The 20,952-nt window shown below is 61.5% G+C and carries 19 protein-coding genes; 13 read left to right on the plus strand and 6 right to left on the minus strand.

Features of this window, described 5'->3' with window-relative positions:
* Nucleotides 1-73: 73 nt before the first annotated feature.
* Both KGA82_RS23835 and exaA read right to left on the minus strand, forming a co-directional pair.
* Nucleotides 74-721, minus strand: a complete 648-nt coding sequence (locus tag KGA82_RS23835) for a pentapeptide repeat-containing protein (RefSeq protein ID WP_223452662.1) — start codon at nucleotides 719-721, stop codon at nucleotides 74-76.
* Nucleotides 722-819: 98 nt separating this feature from the next.
* Nucleotides 820-2,712: a quinoprotein ethanol dehydrogenase gene (exaA, locus tag KGA82_RS23840; RefSeq protein ID WP_223452663.1), complete on the minus strand. Its 1,893-nt coding sequence runs from the start codon at nucleotides 2,710-2,712 to the stop codon at nucleotides 820-822.
* Between the two features lie 254 nt (nucleotides 2,713-2,966).
* Between exaA and pedF the strand changes: the two genes are divergently transcribed.
* The 13 genes from pedF (at nucleotide 2,967) to KGA82_RS23905 (ending at nucleotide 16,432) form a co-directional block, all read left to right on the plus strand.
* The gene (gene pedF, locus KGA82_RS23845; protein ID WP_008024878.1) at nucleotides 2,967-3,428 is read left to right on the plus strand and encodes a cytochrome c-550 PedF; all 462 of its coding nucleotides are present in this window, start codon (nucleotides 2,967-2,969) and stop codon (nucleotides 3,426-3,428) included.
* Nucleotides 3,429-3,431: 3 nt separating this feature from the next.
* On the plus strand, nucleotides 3,432-4,310 hold the full coding sequence (locus tag KGA82_RS23850; RefSeq protein ID WP_223452664.1) for a substrate-binding periplasmic protein: 879 nt from the start codon (nucleotides 3,432-3,434) through the stop codon (nucleotides 4,308-4,310).
* Complete coding sequence (locus tag KGA82_RS23855) at nucleotides 4,307-5,068, plus strand: quinoprotein dehydrogenase-associated SoxYZ-like carrier (protein WP_223452665.1); 762 nt, start codon at nucleotides 4,307-4,309, stop codon at nucleotides 5,066-5,068. Before KGA82_RS23850 ends, KGA82_RS23855 begins: the two co-directional genes overlap by 4 nt.
* A gap of 16 nt (nucleotides 5,069-5,084) precedes the next feature.
* Entirely contained in the window at nucleotides 5,085-6,026 is a 942-nt protein-coding gene (locus KGA82_RS23860) for a quinoprotein relay system zinc metallohydrolase 1 (RefSeq protein WP_223452666.1), read from the plus strand.
* Nucleotides 6,027-6,273: 247 nt separating this feature from the next.
* Nucleotides 6,274-8,049, plus strand: coding sequence for a PQQ-dependent methanol/ethanol family dehydrogenase (locus tag KGA82_RS23865; RefSeq protein ID WP_008024869.1), 1,776 nt, complete (start codon nucleotides 6,274-6,276; stop codon nucleotides 8,047-8,049).
* Between the two features lie 251 nt (nucleotides 8,050-8,300).
* Nucleotides 8,301-9,821: an aldehyde dehydrogenase family protein gene (locus tag KGA82_RS23870; RefSeq protein ID WP_008024867.1), complete on the plus strand. Its 1,521-nt coding sequence runs from the start codon at nucleotides 8,301-8,303 to the stop codon at nucleotides 9,819-9,821.
* A gap of 223 nt (nucleotides 9,822-10,044) precedes the next feature.
* Nucleotides 10,045-10,116, plus strand: coding sequence for a pyrroloquinoline quinone precursor peptide PqqA (gene pqqA / locus KGA82_RS23875; RefSeq protein ID WP_003253598.1), 72 nt, complete (start codon nucleotides 10,045-10,047; stop codon nucleotides 10,114-10,116).
* Nucleotides 10,117-10,171: 55 nt separating this feature from the next.
* Nucleotides 10,172-11,086 (plus strand): pyrroloquinoline quinone biosynthesis protein PqqB, encoded by a 915-nt coding sequence (gene pqqB, locus KGA82_RS23880; RefSeq protein WP_223452667.1) that lies wholly within the window; start codon nucleotides 10,172-10,174, stop codon nucleotides 11,084-11,086.
* Nucleotides 11,087-11,219: 133 nt separating this feature from the next.
* The gene (gene pqqC, locus KGA82_RS23885; protein ID WP_008036760.1) at nucleotides 11,220-11,972 is read left to right on the plus strand and encodes a pyrroloquinoline-quinone synthase PqqC; all 753 of its coding nucleotides are present in this window, start codon (nucleotides 11,220-11,222) and stop codon (nucleotides 11,970-11,972) included.
* Entirely contained in the window at nucleotides 11,969-12,241 is a 273-nt protein-coding gene (gene pqqD / locus KGA82_RS23890) for a pyrroloquinoline quinone biosynthesis peptide chaperone PqqD (RefSeq protein WP_008036762.1), read from the plus strand. Before pqqC ends, pqqD begins: the two co-directional genes overlap by 4 nt.
* On the plus strand, nucleotides 12,219-13,361 hold the full coding sequence (gene pqqE / locus KGA82_RS23895) for a pyrroloquinoline quinone biosynthesis protein PqqE (RefSeq protein ID WP_223452668.1): 1,143 nt from the start codon (nucleotides 12,219-12,221) through the stop codon (nucleotides 13,359-13,361). Before pqqD ends, pqqE begins: the two co-directional genes overlap by 23 nt.
* A 196-nt stretch (nucleotides 13,362-13,557) precedes the next feature.
* Nucleotides 13,558-14,721, plus strand: coding sequence for an alcohol dehydrogenase-like regulatory protein ErcA (ercA, locus tag KGA82_RS23900; RefSeq protein ID WP_008024858.1), 1,164 nt, complete (start codon nucleotides 13,558-13,560; stop codon nucleotides 14,719-14,721).
* Nucleotides 14,705-16,432, plus strand: a complete 1,728-nt coding sequence (locus KGA82_RS23905) for a NahK/ErcS family hybrid sensor histidine kinase/response regulator (RefSeq protein ID WP_008036767.1) — start codon at nucleotides 14,705-14,707, stop codon at nucleotides 16,430-16,432. The genes ercA and KGA82_RS23905 overlap by 17 nt, the downstream gene beginning before the upstream one ends.
* Here KGA82_RS23905 and KGA82_RS23910 read toward each other — a convergent pair.
* The 4 genes from KGA82_RS23910 to KGA82_RS23925 form a co-directional block, all read right to left on the minus strand.
* Entirely contained in the window at nucleotides 16,417-17,295 is an 879-nt protein-coding gene (locus tag KGA82_RS23910) for an aldose 1-epimerase (protein ID WP_223452669.1), read from the minus strand. The genes KGA82_RS23905 and KGA82_RS23910 overlap by 16 nt on opposite strands.
* A 129-nt stretch (nucleotides 17,296-17,424) precedes the next feature.
* A complete protein-coding gene (locus KGA82_RS23915; protein ID WP_223452670.1) occupies nucleotides 17,425-18,312 on the minus strand; it encodes an SMP-30/gluconolactonase/LRE family protein in 888 nt (295 codons plus the stop codon).
* Nucleotides 18,313-18,364: 52 nt separating this feature from the next.
* Entirely contained in the window at nucleotides 18,365-19,183 is an 819-nt protein-coding gene (locus tag KGA82_RS23920; RefSeq protein ID WP_223452671.1) for an NAD-dependent epimerase/dehydratase family protein, read from the minus strand.
* A gap of 264 nt (nucleotides 19,184-19,447) precedes the next feature.
* Complete coding sequence (locus tag KGA82_RS23925; RefSeq protein WP_223452672.1) at nucleotides 19,448-20,746, minus strand: OprD family porin; 1,299 nt, start codon at nucleotides 20,744-20,746, stop codon at nucleotides 19,448-19,450.
* Nucleotides 20,747-20,952: the final 206 nt, after the last annotated feature.

Consider the following 20,952-nt stretch of genomic DNA (forward strand, 5'->3'; position numbering starts at 1 on the left):
GGATCAGTCGACATCAATGGTGCCTGACCCACCGCTATCGCCAGCAAGCCGGCTCCTACAAAGAGGGGAGGTGTTATTTATCCCACGTCGTCGGGCAACCGATGCAGCCTTCCATATTCGCATCCTGAAAGTTCGCATAATGCTGGCGCGAGCCGCTGAGGTTTGCCTGATCCAGATTGCTTTCACCGAACTTGGCTTCCTGCAGATTGGCATCACTGAGATTCGCGCCTTTGAGGTCGGCTTTGCTCAACCAGGTCATTTCCAGGTCGGCCGCCCGCAGGTTGGCGTTGTGCAGTTTGGCGCCGGAGAGGCGGGCGAATTGCAGGTAGGCGCCGCTGAGGTTGGCGTCCTGAAACTGCGCACCCTGGGCAAACAAGCCCCAGCCCTGGACCGCCATCAACGTAGCACCGCTGAAGTCGGCCAGGCGCAGGTTGCTTTGTTGCAGGCTGGCGCGGGTCAGGTTGGCGCCTTGCAGTTGGGCTTTTTCCAGGTTGGCGAGGTCGAGGCGGGCGTGACGCAAGTCGGCGTCGCGCAGGTCGGCGCCGCTGAGGTTCATGTTGCGCAGGTCCTGATTGCTCAGGTTGGCGCCTTTGAGATTGGCGCCGGGGCACTGGCTGTGTTCGGCGAGGGTGCAGCCGTTGATGATCAGCGGGGCGTCGTCGCCGTCATCTGCGAAAACCGGAAGGGCGGCGAGTAATAACATTAGAGGCAGGTATTTCATGGCGGAGTTCTCGTTGTCTGGGAGGGCGTTATCGCCAGCAAGCCGGCTCCTACAGGTTGCGCACGTCTGTAGGAGCCGGCTTGCTGGCGATGGGGGCATCAGCGTTTCGCGGTCTGGTTATCCCAGCTCGGAATCTTGAACACCCAGAACGACCCGCCCTGAGCCACCGGTTTGGTCAGCTCGGCCATGTCGCCGCCCCACAACGGCACCGCGCCGCCATAGCCGACGGTCACGCCGATGTACTGCTCGCCGTCCTGTTCCCAGGTGATCGGCGGCGAGACGATGCCGCTGCCGGTCTGGAACTTCCACAGCTCCTTGCCGGTTTTCGCGTCGAAGGCCTTGAAGAAACCGTCGCCGGTGCCGGTGAACACCAGGTTGCCCTTGGTCGCCAGCACGCCGGCCCACAACGGCAAGTGTTCCTTGTGCTCCCACACCACTTTGCCCGTGGTCGGGTTCATCGCCCGCAAGGTGCCGACGTGATCGTCGTACATGCGCTTGATGCGGAAACCCATGCCCAGATAGGCCGAGCCTTTCTTGTAGTTGACCTCTTCGGTCCAGTATTCCTCTTTCCATTGGTTGCCCGGAATGTAGAACAGGCCGGTGTCCTGGCTGTAGGCCATCGGGTTCCAGTTCTTGCCACCGAGGAACGGCGGCGAAACCTCCACCGGTTTGCCTTTGGTTTCCCCCGGCAGCGGCTTGGCCGGACGCTGGCCTTCATTCTCGACCGGCCGCCCGGTCTTCAGGTCGATGTGGCTGGCCCAGGTGATGTTGTCGACGAAGGGAAAAGCGTTCTGCAATTTGCCGTTGTTGCGGTCGACCACGTAGAAGAAACCGTTGCGGTCCGCATGGCCGGTGGCCTTGACCGTTTTGCCGTCCTTGTCCTTGTAGTCGAACAGCACCAGCTCGTTATTGCCGGAGAAATCCCAGGCATCGTTCGGGGTGTGTTGGTAGAACCATTTCACCTCGCCGGTGCTCGGATCGACGCCGACCTGGCCCGAAGTGTAGAGGCTGTCGTAATCGTGCGGGTTGCCGTCCTTGGAGGTGCGCGCCCAGGTGTTCCACGGGCCAGGGTTGCCGGCGCCGACGATGATGGTGTTGGTTTCCGCGTCGAAACTGGCGCTCTGCCAAGGGGCGCCGCCGCCGTGGCTCCAGGCTTCGACCTTGCCGGTTTCAGTAGTTGGATCGTTCGGCCAGGACGGCGCCTTGACGTCGCCGGTCGGCGTACTGTCCTTGCCGTTCAAGCGGCCCATGTGGCCTTCGACGAAAGGTCGCATCCACACTTCTTCGCCGGTGTCCGGGTCGCGGGCATAGAGTTGCCCGACCACACCGAACTCATCGCCGGAACTGCCATGGATCAACAGCACCTTGCCGCTGGTCTTGTCTTTGATCAGCACCGGGGCGCCGGTCATGGTGTAACCGGCGGCGTGGTCGCCGAATTTTTTGTTCCAGACCACTTTGCCGGTGTTCTTGTCCAGCGCGATCAGTCGCGCGTCGAGGGTGCCGAAGTAGATTTTGTCGCCATAAATCGCCGCGCCGCGATTGACCACATCACAGCACGGACGAATGTTGTCCGGCAGGCGATGGTTGTAGGTCCACAGGCGCTTGCCGGTCTTGGCGTCGAGGGCAAATACCCGCGAGTACGAACCGGTGACGTACACCACGCCGTCACTGACGATGGCCTGCGATTCCTGGCCGCGCTGCTTCTCGTCGCCGAAGGAGTAGGACCAGGCCGGTGTCAGCTTGAACACGTTCTTGTCATTGACCTGGGCCAGCGGGCTCCAGCGCTGGGCGTTGGTGCCCATGCCGTATTGCAGAACGTCCTTGGTGGTCAGGTGATCGTTGGCAATGTCTTCCCAGCTCACGTTGTGCGTCGGTGTGGCAGGCGCTGTTGCAGCTTGGCTGGCCGCGCTCAGGGACAGGCTGCTCACCAGCAAAAAGGCTTGCACGGCGAGGGTCAAAGGGGAAAGGGCGGGTAGCGATCTTATTGTCATGGTTGCAGTTCCCAGTGGAGGTTTTGGCCTGCACAGGGTGGTGCGTCCGACGGGGTGGCGAATACGGAAAAAGTCCCGCTGTTGCCGGGAAAATTTCCCAGGCGGCACCTGATTTGGATGTGCGTCGCAAGCCCTACTACCAAGGTACTGGGTGGCGGCCACCAAAGCAGCATGGGGCTTGTGCGAAGTGATTCCTAAGATGGCTGCCATAGCCTCTGTAAAGAGGTTTTGCGTGCAATCCTGAGGGCATAACAATGACAACAAAACGCAACGCCTTGCTCGTTGCCGGCCTGCTGGCCGGCTTCATCAGTGCAGGTTCGGTCTGGGCTCACGGCAATGTCGTGCCACAAGCCGTCGAAACCCAGGGACTGACCCCGATCAAGGACGCCGGCGTGCAACTCGATGGCGATGGATGGGCGGCGGTGAACCCTTACCGCACTTCCCCGGAACACGATAAGGCCGTCGAGATCGGTTCATCGGCCTACAACCAGAACTGCGCGGCCTGTCATGGCCTGGAAGCCAAGTCCGGCGGCATCGCGCCTGATTTGCGCATGCTCGATGTCGGCGAGGCCGGTGATGAATGGTTCGTCGAACGGGTGCGCCATGGCGCGGTGCGTGACGGCCGGGTGTACATGCCGAAAATGGCGGATTACCTGAGCCAGGAAGCCCTGTGGGCGGTGCGCACTTACCTGGACAGCGTCCGCGTCGAGGAGTAATGCATGCGCCTGCTCGCGGTGTTGATCAGCGCTGTGTTGCTGTGCTGCCAGACGGTGCAGGCGCAGGTCCGCAGCTATGACGAAATGATCGCTGCCGGGGAGCTGAAAGTGGCGGTCTACAAAAACTTCGCCCCCTACAGTTTCGACGACGCCGGCCAACCCCGTGGCGTCGATGTCGACCTCGCCGAGGCGCTGGCCAAAGCGCTTGGCGTGCGCCTGACGCTGATCTGGGCGCCCGCCGGCGAGAAGCTCGACGACGACCTGCGCGACTACATCTGGCGCGCCAGTCCGTTGCACGATCTGCAACTGGCCGACCTGATGATGCGCGTGCCCTATGACCAGGATTACGCACGCAAACGCAACGAACTGGGCGAACTGGAAAACAGCCATGTGGTGATGTTCGGTCCGTATCAGAACGAACAATGGCAAGTCGCCTATGACCGTCGTCGGCTGGAATCGGTGGCCAGCGTTGCCGTGTTCGAGCATCACCCGATCGGCGTCGAGGTCGACAGTGTGCCGTCGTTCTACCTGACCTCGGTGTTCAACGGCATGCTCGCCGGCAAAACCCATCACTACCCTGGCGTGCCCCAGGCATTCGCAGCGATGAAGGCTGGCGAAGTCGACGCGGTCATGGCCATGCGCGGCGAAATCGACTGGCAGGTTCATGAAGCCGCCGACCCGCAAGTGGCGCTGGCGGAAAACGCCTACCCGAATATGGGCAAGCAACTCTGGGAAATCGGCATGGCCGTGCACGAGAGCAACCGACAATTGGCCTATGCCGTGGAAGAGGCGCTGGAAACCATGATCCGCGAGGGTTCGGTGAAAGCCATTTATGCCCGTTATGGCCTGCGCTATGACGTCCCGGAGATGTATCAACAGTGAACTGGCGCGCGTGTTGTCTGTTGGCCTGTTGGCTACCCTTGGCCGCGCACGCGGCAGACATCGCGCCGGGCAAAGACCCGGTGCCGTCGGTGATGTGGGCCTTCTATCACAAGCAGATGCTTGGCGACGCGCCGTTCGTGTTTGATGAGCGGGTCAAGCTGCTGGCGCCGCCGTTCGCCGAAGACGCCCGGCAAGTGCCGCTGGAAATCGACGCCCGAGCGTTCAAGGGCGAGGTGGTGAAAATCCTCGCCTGGGCCGAGCTCAATCCTTTGCCGAAAATTGTCGATTTCCAGCCGCTGGATCGGGTGTTGCCCTGGCTGTCGATCCGCATTCGTGTTGAACAAGCCACGCCGCTGCGCGCGGCCGTCCTGACTCGCGACGGTGTGTGGCATGTCGGCTCGACCCTGATCGATGCGGCGGGCGGCGGATGTACGGCGCCGAGCGTGGTGCGCACCCAGCCGGGCTGGGAAGAGCACATCGGCGAAGTGCTTGGCGGACGTTATCCCCGTGGCGAATTCAGCCGCTTGCGTTTGCAGGTGGCGCACCCGATGGATAACGGCATGGTCGGCGGTATCCCGGAATTCTTCATCAACCATGCCGAGCTGCGGGATCAGAACGATCAAGTGCTGGCCCGTCTCGAACTGTTTCCCGCCGTCAGCGAAAACCCCAACCTGGCCTTCGACATCGAAGGGGCAGGGCAGACGCGCCTGTTGCTGCGCGACAACAGCGGCAACGAATTTGATGCGGCCATACCCTGACTCAAAGGAGCGCGCGATGCGCTGGATGCTGCTGTTGTTCATCAGCCTGAGCCTTCCGGCGTTGGCCGAACTCGACTATTCACTCAAGCCCCGGCAGATCGCCGCCGACACCTGGCTGCTGGAAGGCAGCACCGACAATTTTGCCAAGGCCAACGGCGGCAACATCGTCAACACCGCCTTCATCGTCACCGAACGCGGGGTGGTGGTGATCGACACCGGGCCGTCCAGGCGATACGGCGAAGCGATGCGCAAAGCCATTGCCGCGACCACCGAAAAACCGGTGATCCAGGTGTTGCTGACCCATCATCATCCCGATCACGTGCTGGGCAATCAGGCCTTCAGCGATGTGCCGATTGGCGCGCTCGCGGGCACCTGCGAGTTGTTGAAGCAGCAGGGTGACGCCATGGCCGAGAACATGTATCGGCTGGTGGGCGACTGGATGCGGGGCACCGAAGTGGTGTTGCCGACCGAGACGCTGACGCCCGGCGTGCGAAATTTTGGGGATCACGATCTGCGCCTGCTGAGCCTGGGTGGGCATACCGGCGCGGATCTGGCTATTCTCGACCAGCAAACCGGCGTGCTGTTTGCCGGGGATCTGGTGTTTTACCAGCGGGCGCTGACCACGCCCAACAGTCCGGGGTTGTCGGTGTGGCTGGCGGACATCGCCACGCTTCAGGGGTTGGCGTGGACGCTTATTATCCCCGGTCACGGCCCGATCTCCACGGATGCAAAACCGTTCGAGCAAATGCGTGACTACCTTGGCTGGCTCGACCAGTTGATGCGCGAGGGTGCGGCCAACGGCAGCGACATGGCCGAGATGATCCGCAGCCCGATTCCCGAACGCTTCGCCGGGATCAGCCTGAGTCGCTACGAACTGATCCGCAGCGTCAGCCATCTCTATCCGCGCTACGAGCGCACACAAATGAAACGCGTTGACTCCACCACCAACCAACGCTGATCCATTGTGGGAGCGAGCCTGCTCGCGATAGCGGTCTGTCTGTCACATTGATGCTGAATGTGCTGCGCCTTCGCGAGCAGGCTCGCTCCCACAGGGGATGTGTGTTGGTCAATAACACCCGACCCTGTACTAAGGAACTAGCAATCTCAGCACTGCGGGCAATTGTTGCAAGGGCGGCGGCGCCCAAGAATCTGCACCAGACCGGGAAAATTTCCCGGGTATAACAATAACCGCAGAGGCAGCCGTCATGACCCAACCCGCACGTCGCCAACCCTTCGTCTTGAGCCTGTTGCTCAGTGCCATGCTGTTGTCCGGCACCGCATTGGCCGCCGTCACCGACCAGGACATTCTCCAGGACCCCAAGAACCCGGAGCAGGTCGTCACCAACGGTCTGGGCGTCCAGGGTCAGCGCTACAGCCCGCTCGACACCCTCAACGTCAACAACGTGAAAGACTTGCGGCCGGTCTGGGCCTTCTCCTTCGGCGGCGAAAAACAACGCGGTCAGCAAGCGCAACCGATGATCAAGGACGGCGTGATGTACATGACCGGCTCCTACTCGCGGGTGTTTGCGGTGGATGCGCGCACCGGCAAGAAACTCTGGCAATACGATGCGCGTCTGCCCGATGACATCCGCCCGTGCTGTGACGTGATCAACCGGGGCGTGGCGCTGTATGGCGACCTGGTGATTTTCGGCACCCTCGACGCCAAGCTCGTGGCCCTGAACAAAGACACCGGAAAAGTGGTGTGGAGCAAGAAAGTCGCCGACCACAAGGAAGGCTATTCGATCAGCGCCGCGCCGCTGGTGATCAACGGCAAACTGATTACCGGCGTGGCGGGTGGCGAGTTCGGCGTGGTGGGCAAGATCGAAGCCTACGACCCGAAAAACGGTGATCTGTTGTGGACCCGGCCCACCGTCGAGGGCCACATGGGCTATGTCTACAAGGACGGCAAAGCGGTAGAGAACGGCATCTCCGGTGGCGAAGCAGGCAAGACCTGGCCCGGCGATCTGTGGAAAACCGGCGGCGCCGCACCTTGGCTCGGCGGCTACTACGACCCGGAAACCAATCTGCTGCTATTCGGCACCGGCAACCCGGCGCCGTGGAACTCGCACCTGCGTCCTGGCGACAACCTTTACTCGTCGTCACGCCTGGCGCTCAACCCCGACGACGGCACCATCAAATGGCACTTCCAGAGCACGCCCCACGACGGTTGGGACTATGACGGCGTGAACGAACTGGTGTCGTTCAATTACAGCGAAGGCGGCAAAGAAATCAAAGCCGCCGCGACTGCGGACCGTAACGGCTTCTTCTATGTGCTGGACCGCACCAACGGCAAGTTCATTCGCGGCTTCCCCTTCGTCGACAAGATCACTTGGGCCACCGGCCTCGATAAACAAGGCCGGCCGATCTACAACGAAGCCAGCCGTCCAGGCGCACCGGGCACCGAAGCCAAGGGCAGTTCGGTGTTCGTCGCCCCGGCGTTCCTCGGCGCGAAAAACTGGATGCCGATGGCCTACAACAAGGACACCGGGTTGTTCTACGTACCGTCCAACGAGTGGGGCATGGACATCTGGAACGAAGGCATCGCCTACAAGAAAGGCGCGGCGTTCCTCGGTGCCGGTTTCACCATCAAACCCTTGAACGAAGACTACATCGGCGTGCTGCGCGCCATCGACCCGAAAACCGGCAAGGAAGTCTGGCGTCACAAGAACTTCGCGCCGCTGTGGGGCGGGGTGCTGACCACTAAAGGCAACCTGGTGTTCACCGGCACGCCGGAAGGTTTCCTCCAGGCGTTCAATGCCAAGACCGGCGAGAAAGTCTGGGAATTCCAGACTGGCTCCGGCGTACTCGGTTCGCCGGTTACCTGGGAAATGGACGGCGAGCAGTACGTTTCGGTGCTGTCCGGTTGGGGCGGCGCGGTGCCGCTGTGGGGCGGTGAAGTGGCCAAGCGCGTGAAGGACTTCAACCAGGGCGGCATGCTCTGGACCTTCAAGTTGCCGAAAGACCTGGTGGCCAAGCACTAACTCCGCCACACCCCCTGTAGGAGCGAGCTTGCTCGCGATGAACCTGAGGCCGACGCGGGGCACCAGACACCCCGCGTTATCGTTGACGACCATCGCGAGCAAGCTCGCTCCTACAGGGGAATGTGTGAAACCTACTACCAAATAACGAGAGCCCCCCCTGCCAACGGCGCATTCGTCTGGCACGCGGGGCTCTCTACTATCGGTTCATCGCCTGTTTGCCCGACAGGCATCGACCCAGACAGAGGCCCATCATGATCTACGCACAACCCGGAACACCCGGCGCCGTCGTTTCCTTCAAACCGCGCTACGGCAACTTCATCGGCGGCGAGTTCGTCGCACCGGTCAATGGCGAGTACTTCACCAACACCTCGCCGGTAACCGGTGAAGTGATCGCCGAGTTCCCGCGCTCCAGCGCCGCCGACATCGAAAGGGCGCTCGACGCTGCCCACGCCGCTGCCGATGCCTGGGGCAAAACCTCGGCGCAGGACCGCTCGCTGGTGCTGTTGAAAATCGCCGATCGCATCGAACAAAACCTCGAAATCCTTGCCGTCACCGAAACCTGGGACAACGGTAAGGCCGTGCGCGAAACCCTCAACGCCGACGTGCCGCTGGCCGCCGACCACTTCCGTTACTTCGCCGGTTGCATCCGTGCACAGGAAGGTGGCGCCGCCGAAATCAACGAGCTGACCACCGCCTATCATTTTCACGAGCCATTGGGCGTGGTCGGGCAGATCATCCCGTGGAACTTCCCGCTGCTGATGGCCGCGTGGAAACTCGCCCCGGCCCTGGCGGCCGGCAACTGCATCGTGCTCAAGCCTGCCGAGCAGACACCGCTGTCGATCATGGTCTTCGCCGAACTGATCGCCGACTTGCTGCCGGCCGGCGTGCTCAACATCGTGCAAGGTTTCGGTCGCGAAGCCGGTGAGGCGCTGGCCACCAGCAAGCGTATCGCCAAGATCGCCTTCACCGGCTCCACCCCGGTGGGCGCGCACATCATGCATTGCGCCGCCGAGAACATTATTCCGAGCACCGTCGAACTGGGCGGCAAGTCGCCGAACATCTTCTTCGAAGACATCATGAACGCCGAGCCACAGTTCATCGAGAAAGCCGCCGAAGGCCTGGTGCTCGCCTTCTTCAACCAGGGCGAAGTCTGTACCTGCCCGTCGCGTGCGCTGGTGCAGGAATCGATCTACGAACCGTTCATGGCCGAGGTGATGAAGAAGATCGTCAAGATCAAGCGCGGCAACCCGCTGGACACCGACACCATGGTCGGCGCACAGGCGTCCGAGCAGCAATACGACAAGATTCTCTCGTACCTGAAAATTGCCCAGGAGGAGGGCGCCGAGCTGCTCACCGGCGGCGCGGCGGAGCGTCTTGAAGGTGACTTGTCGAGCGGCTATTACATCCAGCCGACCTTACTCAAGGGCCACAACAAGATGCGCGTGTTCCAGGAAGAAATCTTCGGCCCGGTGGTGGGCATCACCACGTTCAAGGACGAAGCCGAAGCTCTGGCGATTGCCAACGACAGCGAGTTCGGCCTCGGTGCCGGCCTGTGGACCCGCGACATCAACCGCGCGTACCGCATGGGCCGGGCGATCAAGGCCGGTCGCGTCTGGACCAACTGCTACCACCTGTACCCGGCGCATGCCGCGTTCGGTGGCTACAAGAAGTCCGGTGTCGGCCGTGAGAACCACAAGATGATGCTCGACCATTATCAGCAGACCAAAAACCTGCTGGTGAGCTACGACATCAACCCGCTGGGGTTCTTCTAACCTCGCGCGAAACCGTGTGATGGCTTTCGCGGGCAAGCCTCGCTCCTACAGGTCAGGTGATCTGTAGGAGCGAGGCTTGCCCGCGAATGGCCGTGTCTGACACCCCGAAACACCCCCTACCAACGCACCCCACAACCTCCTTCGAAAGTAGCATTCGGGCGCCTGCCGCCACGTGCATTAATGGCTTTACCGGAATCGTCCGGCACAAGAAGAGGAATGACCCATGTGGACTAAACCCGCGTTTACCGATCTGCGCATTGGCTTCGAAGTGACGATGTATTTCGCCAACCGCTGATCGTCCACCCGGCCAGCCGCTGCGTTGGCCGGGCCTGCCTTCTGGAGCATCGCCCATGCACATTCGCGTTCTCGGTTCCGCCGCTGGCGGTGGTTTTCCGCAGTGGAACTGCAACTGTCGCCAGTGCGCCGGTATGCGCAATGGCAGCCTGCGTGCGCAACGTCGCACGCAATCCTCCATTGCCCTGAGCGACAACGGTGTGGACTGGGTGCTGTGCAATGCCTCCCCGGATATCCGCGCGCAACTCGAGAGTTTCGCGCCGCTGCAACCGGCACGTCGCTTGCGCGACACGGCCATTGCCGGCGTGGTCCTGATGGACAGCCAGATCGACCATTGCACCGGCCTGTTGAGCCTGCGCGAAGGCTGCCCGCATTCGGTGTGGTGCACCGAGCGGGTTCATGAAGACCTGAGCAGCGGCTTTCCATTGTTCACCATGCTCAAGCACTGGAATGGTGGTTTGCAGTGGCAACCGATCGGACTCGACCGCCAGCCGTTCAGCATCGCGGCCTGCGAACAGTTGCAGTTTCGGGCCATTCCGCTGGTCAGCAATGCTCCGCCGTATTCACCGAATCGGGGCAACCCACAGCCAGGCGACACCATTGGCTTGTTTATCGAAGACCGGCGCACGGGCGCTTCGTTGTTCTATGCGCCGGGCCTCGGGCAAATCGATGACGAGGTGTTGAGCTGGATGCAGCGTGCCGATTGCCTGTTGCTGGATGGCACGTTGTGGCGCGATGACGAAATGCGCGTCTGTGAAGTCGGCCAGAGCCTGGGCAGCGAGATGGGGCATCTGCCGCAGAGTGGGGCAGGCGGGATGCTGGAGGTGTTGGAGGGTTTTACTCGTCAGCGCAAGGTGCTGATCCACATTAACAACACCAACCCGATCCTCGACGAAGACTCGGCTGAGCGGGCGTTGCTGGAGCGGCGGGGGATCGAGGTGGCTTATGACGGCATGGGCATTGTGTTGTAGCGGATGACGCCTTCGCGGGCAAGTCGGATCGCCGCACCGCTCGCTCCTACAAGGTTCGCGCATCGCCTGTAGGAGCGAGGCTCGCCCGCGAAGGCGCCAGACCAGACACCGCAAATCCTCCAGGAGACCTGCAATGACTGATACAGCGATGAACCCCACCGAATTCGAACAGGCCCTGCGCGCCAAAGGCGCGTACTACCACATCCATCACCCGTTCCACCAAGCCATGTACGCCGGTCGCGCCAGTCGCGAGCAGATTCAAGGCTGGGTCGCCAACCGCTTCTACTACCAGATCAACATTCCGCTCAAGGACGCTGCCATCCTCGCCAACTGCCCGGACCGTGACGTGCGCCGCGAGTGGCTGCAACGGATTCTCGACCACGACGGCGTGCCTGGCAGCGAAGGCGGTATCGAAGCCTGGCTGCGCCTCGGTGAAGCGGTGGGCCTGGATCGTGAGCAGATTCTGTCCCAGGAACTGGTATTGCCCGGTGTACGTTTCGCCGTGGACGCCTACGTCAATTTCGCCCGGCGCGCCTGCTGGCAGGAAGCGGCCAGCAGCTCGCTGACCGAGCTGTTCGCCCCGCAGATCCACCAGTCGCGACTGGACGCCTGGCCAGCGCATTACCCGTGGATCGACGTCGCCGGTTACGACTATTTCCGCACGCGCCTGAGTCAGGCGCGGCGCGATGTCGAGCACGGTTTGCGCATTACCCTGGCGCACTACGTCACCGTCGAAGCCCAGCAGCGCATGCTGGAAATCCTCCAGTTCAAGCTCGACGTGCTGTGGAGCATGCTCGACGCCATGAGCATGGCCTACGAGCTGGAACGCCCGCCGTATCACACGGTGACCACCGAGAAAGTCTGGCACCGAGGGATCGACCTGTGAGTCTGATTAACCGCGAAAAATCACCGTCCTTAAGGCAGGGTTTTCGCCTGCAGTGGGAACCTCGTCAGGACTGCCACGTGCTGCTGTACCCCGAAGGCATGATCAAACTCAACGCCAGTGCCGGGCAGATTCTCGATCTGCTGGACGGTCAACGCAGTGTGGCGGCGATCATCGATTTGCTCTCCGCGAGTTTTCCCGGTGTGCCGGGGATCGACGAGGATGTGCTGGCGTTTCTGGAGGTGGCCCATGCTCAATTCTGGATCGAATGATGCGCCTCCGGGGCCACCGCTGTGGCTGTTGGCGGAGCTGACTTATCGCTGCCCGTTGCAATGCCCCTATTGCTCCAATCCACTGGATTTCGCCCAGCAAGGCGCAGAGCTGAGCACTGAGGAATGGATTCGCGTGTTCCGCGAGGCGCGTGCGATGGGCGCTGCGCAACTGGGGTTTTCCGGCGGTGAGCCGCTGGTGCGCCAGGACCTGGCGGAGCTGATAAAAGCCGCACGGGACATGGGTTACTACACCAACCTGATCACCTCGGGCATCGGCCTGACCGAGCAGAAAGTCCATGATTTCAAAGTCGCCGGACTCGACCATATCCAGATCAGCTTCCAGGCGGCCGACGAAGCGGTCAACAACATGCTCGCCGGCTCGCGCAAGGCGTTCGCGCAGAAACTCGCCATGGCCCGCGCGGTGAAAGCCCAGGGTTATCCGATGGTGCTGAACTTCGTCACCCATCGGCACAACATCGATCGCATCGACCGCATCATCGACTTGTGCCTGGAGCTGGAAGCGGATTTTGTCGAGCTGGCCACGTGTCAGTTTTATGGGTGGGCCGAGCTCAATCGCGTGGGCCTGTTGCCGACCCGCGAGCAATTGCAGCGCGCCGAACGCATCACCAATGAATATCGCGAACGGCTTGAGGCGCAGGGCCATCCGTGCAAGTTGATCTTCGTCACCCCGGATTACTACGAAGAACGCCCCAAGACCTGCATGAACGGCTGGGCCAATCTGTTTCTCGACATCACCCCGGACGGCACGGCGCTGCCCTGTCATAGCGCCCGGCAATTGCCGGTGACATTCCCCAATGTGCGCGAACACAGCATCGAGCACATTTGGAACGACTCCTTCGGTTTCAACCGCTTCCGTGGCGACGACTGGATGAAGGAGCCATGCCGCTCCTGCGATGAAAAACACAAGGACCTGGGTGGCTGCCGCTGCCAGGCGTTCATGCTGACCGGCGATGCCGCCAATGCCGACCCGGTGTGCAGCAAGTCACCGCACCATGGCGTGATCCTCAAGGCTCGCGAGGAGGCCGAAGCGCCGGGGCAGGGCATGGAACACCTGACCTTGCGAAACGAGAAGGCTTCCCGCTTGATCTACCGCGGATAACCCCTCCAACACACAACCCCTGTAGGAGCCGGCTTGCTGGCGATGGCGGCCGCACTGGCGACGCATAACTCGCGGGCCTCATCGCCAGCAAGCCGGCTCCTACAGGGAATCTGACTACCCATTGGTCTGATTGCATTCACAGCCGGATGGGTTAGTGTGGTTCTTACCTTCCAAAACAATAAAAACAGGCTTTCCAATGAGCCAGAGTCTCAGCCAGCTGCGTAAATTCGTTTCGCCTGAAATCATCTTCGGTGCCGGTTGCCGGCACAACGTCGGCAACTATGCCAAGACCTTTGGCGCGCGCAAGGTCCTGGTGGTCAGCGACCCCGGCGTCATTGCCGCCGGGTGGGTTGCCGATGTCGAGGCCAGCCTGCAGGCCCAGGGCATCGATTACTTTTTGTATAGCGACGTTTCGCCCAACCCGCGTGTCGAGGAAGTCATGCTCGGTGCCGAGTTGTACCGGGAAAACCACTGCGACGTGATCGTCGCCGTTGGTGGCGGCAGCCCGATGGATTGCGGCAAGGGCATCGGCATTGTCGTCGCTCACGGGCGCAGCATCCTCGAGTTCGAAGGGGTGGACACCATCAGCGTGCCCAGCCCGCCATTGATCCTGATCCCGACCACCGCCGGCACCTCGGCGGACGTCTCGCAATTCGTGATCATCTCCAACCAGCAAGAACGCATGAAATTCTCCATCGTCAGTAAAGCGGTGGTGCCGGACGTGTCGCTGATCGACCCGGAAACCACCCTGAGCATGGACCCGTTCCTGTCGGCCTGTACCGGCATCGACGCGTTGGTGCATGCCATCGAAGCCTTCGTCTCCACGGGCCACGGGCCACTGACCGACCCCCACGCGCTGGAAGCCATGCGCCTGATCAACGGCAACCTGGTGCAGATGATCGCCAACCCGACGGACATCGCCCTGCGCGAGAAAATCATGCTCGGCAGCATGCAGGCCGGGCTGGCGTTTTCCAATGCGATCCTCGGCGCGGTGCACGCCATGTCTCACAGCCTTGGTGGCTTCCTCGATTTGCCCCATGGCCTGTGCAACGCGGTGTTGGTGGAGCACGTGGTGGCCTTCAATTACAGCTCGGCGCCGGAACGCTTCAAGGTGATTGCCGAGACGTTCGGCATCGATTGCCGTGGCCTCAATCACCGGCAGATCTGCGGGCGGCTGGTTGAACATCTGATCGCGTTGAAACACGCCATCGGCTTCCACGAAACCCTCGGCTTGCACGGCGTCAGCACGGCGGACATCCCGTTCCTGTCGCAACATGCCATGCACGACCCGTGCATCCTGACCAACCCGCGTGAATCCAGTCAGCGTGATGTCGAGGTCGTCTATGGCGAAGCCCTCTGACGAGCAACAGGCGGCGCTGGCCGGCTTGCTCGGATTGGGCAGCCATTCGGCGCGCAAGAGCCATTACCCGGAACTGGCCGCCCGCCTGGAAGACCTGGAAACCGAGCGCAATCGCTACAAGTGGCTGTTCGAGCACGCGGTCTACGGGATTTTCCAGGCCAGCCTCGACGGCGGCATGCGTGCCGCCAACACGGCGCTGGCACGCATGCTCGGCTATCAGGACCCGCAAGACGTGATGTTTTCCAAGGCAGACCTGGCCAGCCAGCTGTTCGTCGGCGGTGAGCAGGAGCTGGAAAACATCGGCGAGATCCTTCGGCATCAAGGCAGCCTGCATGGCTACGAAACCCAGTTGCGCCGCCAGGACGGCAGCAGCGTCGATGTGCTGATGAACCTGTTGCTCAGGCCCGATAAGGAACAGCTGGTGGAAGGTTTTGTCGCTGACATCACCGAACGCAAACAGGCCCAGCAACGGTTGCAACAGCTCAATGACGAACTGGAACAACGCGTCACCGCGCGCACCGACGAATTGCTCGAAGCCAACCGCAACCTGCAGCAACAGATCACCCAGCGCAAACAGATCGCCGAAGCCTTGCGCGATGCCCGTGATGCCGCCGAGGCCGCCAATCGCAGCAAGGACAAATACCTCGCCGCCGCCAGTCATGACCTGCTGCAACCGCTCAACGCCGCGCGTTTGCTGATTTCGACCCTGCGTGAGCGCAAACTGCCGGACGTCGAACAGGTGCTGGTCGAACGCACGCATCAGGCCCTGGAGGGGGCGGAAGATTTGCTCACCGATTTGCTGGACATCTCCCGGCTCGATCAAGCGGCAGTCAAACCGGATGTCGCGTTGTACCGCCTCGATGAATTGCTCGGGCCGCTGGTGTCGGAATTCCAGTCAGTGGCCGACGCGGCCGGGCTGCGCTTGCGTGTGCACATGGGCGATTACGCCATTCGCACCGACCTGCGCCTGATGACGCGCATCCTGCGCAATTTCCTCAGCAACGCCTGTCGCTATACCGACGAGGGCAGCATCCTGCTCGGGGCCCGGCGTCGCGGTGACAGGCTGCGTCTGGAAGTCTGGGACACCGGGCGCGGGATCCCGGCGGATCGCCTCGACTCGATCTTTCTTGAATTCAATCAACTGGACGTCGGCCGCGCTGCCGACCGCAAAGGTGTGGGTCTGGGGTTGGCGATCGTCGAGCGCATCGCCAAGATTCTCGACTACCGGGTCCAGGTGCATTCGCTGCCGGGACGCGGTTCGATGTTCAGCATTGAGGTGCCGATTTCCCGTGAGGTTCCGTTACCCATCAGCCTCGCGGCGCCGCAGCCGGGCACGGGCAATCCGCTGCCAGGCCGGCGTTTGCTGGTGCTGGACAACGAGGTCAGCATTCTGCAAAGCATGAGCGCGCTGCTCGGGCAATGGGGCTGCGAAGTGGTCACCGCCACCGACGAGGCCTCGGCGCTGGCCGCGTTGCAGGGCCACGCGCCGGAGCTGATTCTGGCGGATTACCACCTCGATCATGGGGTGGTGGGGTGTGAGGTGGTCCGGCATTTGCGCGAGCATTTCAGCCAGACAATTCCGGCGGTGATCATCACCGCCGACCGCACCGATCAGTGCCGACGCTCCTTGCAGCGACTGGATGCACCGTTGCTGAACAAGCCGGTGAAACCCGGCAAGTTGCGTGCGGTGCTGAGTCAGCTGTTGGGGTAGGCGCGGTATTGCAGGCTGAAACCCAGCTCGGCGGATTGACCTTGTTCCAGCAGCACCAGTCCCGGCCGACCGGGCAAGTGGTGCGCATTGACTGGATGGCTCACCGGTTCGATGCAGAAAAAACCCAGGTCCACCGGGCAGTAGAGCAGGAAGTAATCGCTGCCGCTGGCCTGGCATTCCAGTTCATAACCGAGGTCGGGTTGCTGGATCAGGCAATGGCCATCCCATTGGCAGAAACCGTTGTCGACCAGCGTGTCGGGCAGGGCCTTGAGCTGGCGAAAATCCCACTCGGCAGGCAAAGGACCGAGTCGGGTCGGCAGTTTCGAGGCGTCGCACCACCACACCTGCTCAGCCTTTGCCTGTAACCGAGTGCCGGCGGTACGCGGCAAGTACGGATGCAGCCCCAAACCATGCCACGCGGCGCGCTCGGCCAGATGCGTGACGTGCAACCCGATGCTCAGTTTGCCCTGGCTCAAATGAAAACGCTGCCGGGCGCGATAGGCGAACGGCCTGGTGCTGTCGAGTTGCAGGACGACTTCATCACGGGTCTGCGAAACCACCTGCCACGGTTGTTGCCAGGCGCTGCCGTGAATCGGCAGGGGATCGGTGAGGCTGTTTGGCTCGAGCGCGAGCCAGCCGTCCGGGCGATCGAAACCACCGTCGGAAATGCGGTTGGACCATGGCACCAGCGGAAAACAGCCGAGCTTGCCCGGTAGACCGGTGTTCAGCGCGTGCGCGTCACTGTGGCGCAACAGCGGCTGGCCCGAACTGTTGACGGTCCAGTTGACGATGCTGCCACCGGTTTCGGGGGCGAGGGTGAGGTGGGTGAATTCGTCTTCGAGTTCGAGCAGTGTTGGCGTCATGGTGACCTGCGAAATCTATGAATGCGTGGACTATCCGTAGGAGCCAGGCTTGCCGGCGAAGGCGTATTTGAGATCGCCTTCGCCGGCAAGCCTGGCTCCTACAGGTACAGCGTTGTCTGGCGAATTCGGTCAGTGGCTGAAAAGGGGTTCCGGCAAACCTTTTACCCCAGGATCAAGGGCGAACACACCGCCCGCCAGTGACTGTTCGTCATGGTCGTCGCCGGGGCGGATCGAGGTCACGAACAGGGTGTCCAGTCGACTGCCGCCGAAGGCGCACATGGTCGGTTTTTTCACCGGTACGGTGAGGGAGCGGTCCAGGCGTCCGTCGGGGGTGAAACGGTGAATCAGCCCGGCATCGTTGGCGCAGATCCAATAGCAGCCTTCGGCGTCCACGGCCGCGCCATCGGGGCGACCGCAGAAGTGATTCATGTCGACGAACAGCCGACGGTTTGTCGGTGTGCCGCTGTCGATGTCGTAATCGAAGGCCCAGATTTGCTGGGCCAGGGGATGCGAGTCAGACAGGTACATCGTGCGCCCGTCCGGGCTGAAGCCCAGGCCGTTGGGGACGATGAATCCTGACAGTAGCGCGTCGAGCGGCCCGCGCTGGCCGTCGGCGTAGCGATACAGCGCACCGTCGGCCGCGTTGGCGCCCATGTTCAACACCATGCTGCCGGCCCAGAAACGCCCCTGACGGTCGCAGCGACCATCGTTGAGGCGCATGTCGGTACGCGGGTGATCGACGTGGGCCAGCAGTTCGCTGTCGAGGCTGCCGTCATTGTGCGGCTGGAGGCGGAAGAATCCGCTTTCCATCCCGCCGACCCAGCTGCCATCGCGGTGACGCGCGATGCAGGCGAGCATCTCCGGCGCCGTCCAGGCCTCGACATGCCCGGTTTCGGCGCTCCAGCGTTGCAGGCCCCCGGCGGGAATATCGACCCAGTACAGGGCGTTTTCTTCCGGGACCCAGACCGGGCTTTCACCGACCGTGTTGCGGGCATCGACAATCAATTCGGCTTGCATGGCAACTCATTCCCTGGGTTTTTGTTGTGGGGATCAAGTGAACAGCGCTGACTCAATCGCCGAACGGACCGGACGCGACAAACGCGCCACCCTGGTAAACCATCGCCGGGTCATCAGCGGCCGGCATCGGCTGGGCGTCGATTTTTGCACGGAACACTTCAGAGGTGTCCTGCGGTGCATAACCCAGCGCGGTGGCGTAGCGGTTGTCCCACCAAGTGTTCTTGTTGTCGGAAGCGCCATAGACCACGGTGTGGCCGACGTTCGGCGCGTACAGGGAGCGTTCGATCAATTGGGTCAGGTCGCCGAAGCTCAGCCAGGTGCTCATCATTCGACGGTTTAGCGGTTCCGGGAACGAGGAGCCGATACGGATGCTGACGGTCTCGATGCCGTAGCGATCGAAGTAGAAGCTGGCCATGTCTTCGCCGTAGGACTTGGACAAACCGTAGTAGCTGTCCGGGCGGCGAGGGGATCGGCCGTCAATCACTTCATCCTGTTTGTAGAAACCGATGACGTGGTTGGAGCTGGCGAAAATCACCCGCTTGACGCCATGACGGCGCGCCGCTTCGTAGATGTGGAACACACCGCAGATGTTGGCGCCGAGGATGTCTTCGAACGAATGCTCTGTCGACACGCCGCCGAAGTGCAGGATCGCGTCCACGCCTTCGACCAGGTGATGCACGGCTTGCTTGTCCGCGAGGTCGCAGGTCACGACTTCTTCGCGGTCATCAATGGCGGGGGCGATGTCGGCGATGTCCGACAGGCGAATGACCCTGGCGTAAGGGCGCAGGCGTTCGCGCAGCACTTTACCGAGGCCACCGGCGGCACCGGTCAGCAGCAGGCGATTGAAAGGGGCTTGGGAAGTGGTGGTCATGGAAGTTCCTGGGCGCGAAATTATTGTTGTTGAGTTCGTTGTAGGTTGTCGTACGACTGTGCCGAAGTATCGTTAGGGTTTCCGGGTCTTGTCAACGCAACTTTGGTCAAAAAAGACGGAGGGTTACCTGGCAAGAACGTTATCCCCTGTAGGAGCGAAGCTTGCTCGCGAAGGACTTCAGGGCAACGCGTTTATCCAGAAAACATGCGTTATCGTTGACGTCTTTCGCGAGCAAGCTTCGCTCCTACAGGTCAGTAGCGCGTATTAAAGCAACGAAATCGGGTAGTTGATGATAATGCGGTTTTCATCGAACTCGTTGTTGCTGAAGTCTTTGCGAATGCTCGCGTTGCGCCATTTGACGTTGAGGTTCTTCAGCACGCCGCTCTGTATGGTGTAGGCCAGTTCCGATTCGCGGCCCCATTCCTTGCCGTCGGTGATAGCGCCGGTGTGCACGTTATCGCCACTGATGTAGCGGTTCATCATCGTCAGGCCGGGAATGCCCAGGGCGACGAAGTTGTAGTCATGACGCAGTTGCCAGGATTTTTCCCTGGCGTTGTCGTAGCTGGAGTTGTAGCTGTCGTTGGCCAGGGTGCCGCCGCTGGTGCCGTTGACGCGCATCCAGGCATTGTCGCCGGTGAGCTTTTGCAGGCCGACGTAAAAGGTGTTGCCGCCGTATTTGGCAGACAGCATGGCGAACGTGGTTTTGTTGTCCAGGTCACCGGCGAGGGCACTGCCATCTTCCTTGCCGTTGAAGAAGCCGAGGTTGGCGCCGAGGGTCCAGTCGCCGATGGGTTGGCTGTGGCTCAGGTTGAAGTACTGCTGATGATAAATGTCAGTGAGTTCTGCGTACCACACGCCGACCTGCGTGCGCTTCTCGTTGAACAGGTATTCACCACCACCGAAGTTGAAACGGTCCGAGGTGAACGCCGCTTTGCCGTTCATGGACATGTCTTCCATGCTCGCATCGTTGCGCGGGCTGTTCTGCCGGAACTGGCCGCCGTAGAGCGTCAGGCCGCTGATCTCGGTAGAGGTCACCTGGCCACCGCGGAAGGTTTGCGGCAGGGAGCGGCCGTCATCCGAACGCAGGATCGGCAGTATCGGCATCCATTCGCCGACTTTCAATTCGGTTTTCGAGATTTTGCCTTTGAGCGCCACTCCCATCCGGCCGAAGTTGTCGGCAGGGCGACCGTCATCGTGGATCGGCAGCAGTTGTGTACCGCCGGTGCCTTTGCCGCCATCGAGCTTCTGCGAGTACAGGCCCAGCACATCCACACCAAAACCGACCGGGCCTGGGGTGAAGCCTGACTTGGCGTCGAGGATGAAGTTTTGCGTCCACTCTTCGGACTTGCCTTGTGGGTAGGTCGGGTTGGTGAAGTTGCGGTTGATGTAGAAGTTGCGCAGGTTCAGCGTGGCCTTGGCGTCATCGACGAAACCTTCGGCGTGGCCGATCACAGGCATGGCGAGTACGGCCAGGCTGCTGCAACTGATCAGGCTCAGGGTATGCCGGCGTGCGAAGACAGGGCGAGAAGTGCGGATGGAGGAATTGCGGGCGAGTTTGCTCACTGTGACGTTCCCTGGGTATTTGTTGTTTTTATTTTTGTCATACGTCGTCGTACAACATCGGGGCGATTATTTGCGAGTGTTTCAGGGTATGTCAATCAGAAGTTATACGATGACTCGAATGGCCACACACGATCCTTGTAGGAGCCGGCTTGCTGGCGATCCAGGCACCGCGGTGTATCAGGAAGACCTGTCTCTTATACACATCT

Source organism: Pseudomonas sp. BF-RE-22 (assembly GCF_019956155.1).
Classification (GTDB): Bacteria; Pseudomonadota; Gammaproteobacteria; order Pseudomonadales; family Pseudomonadaceae; genus Aquipseudomonas; species Aquipseudomonas migulae.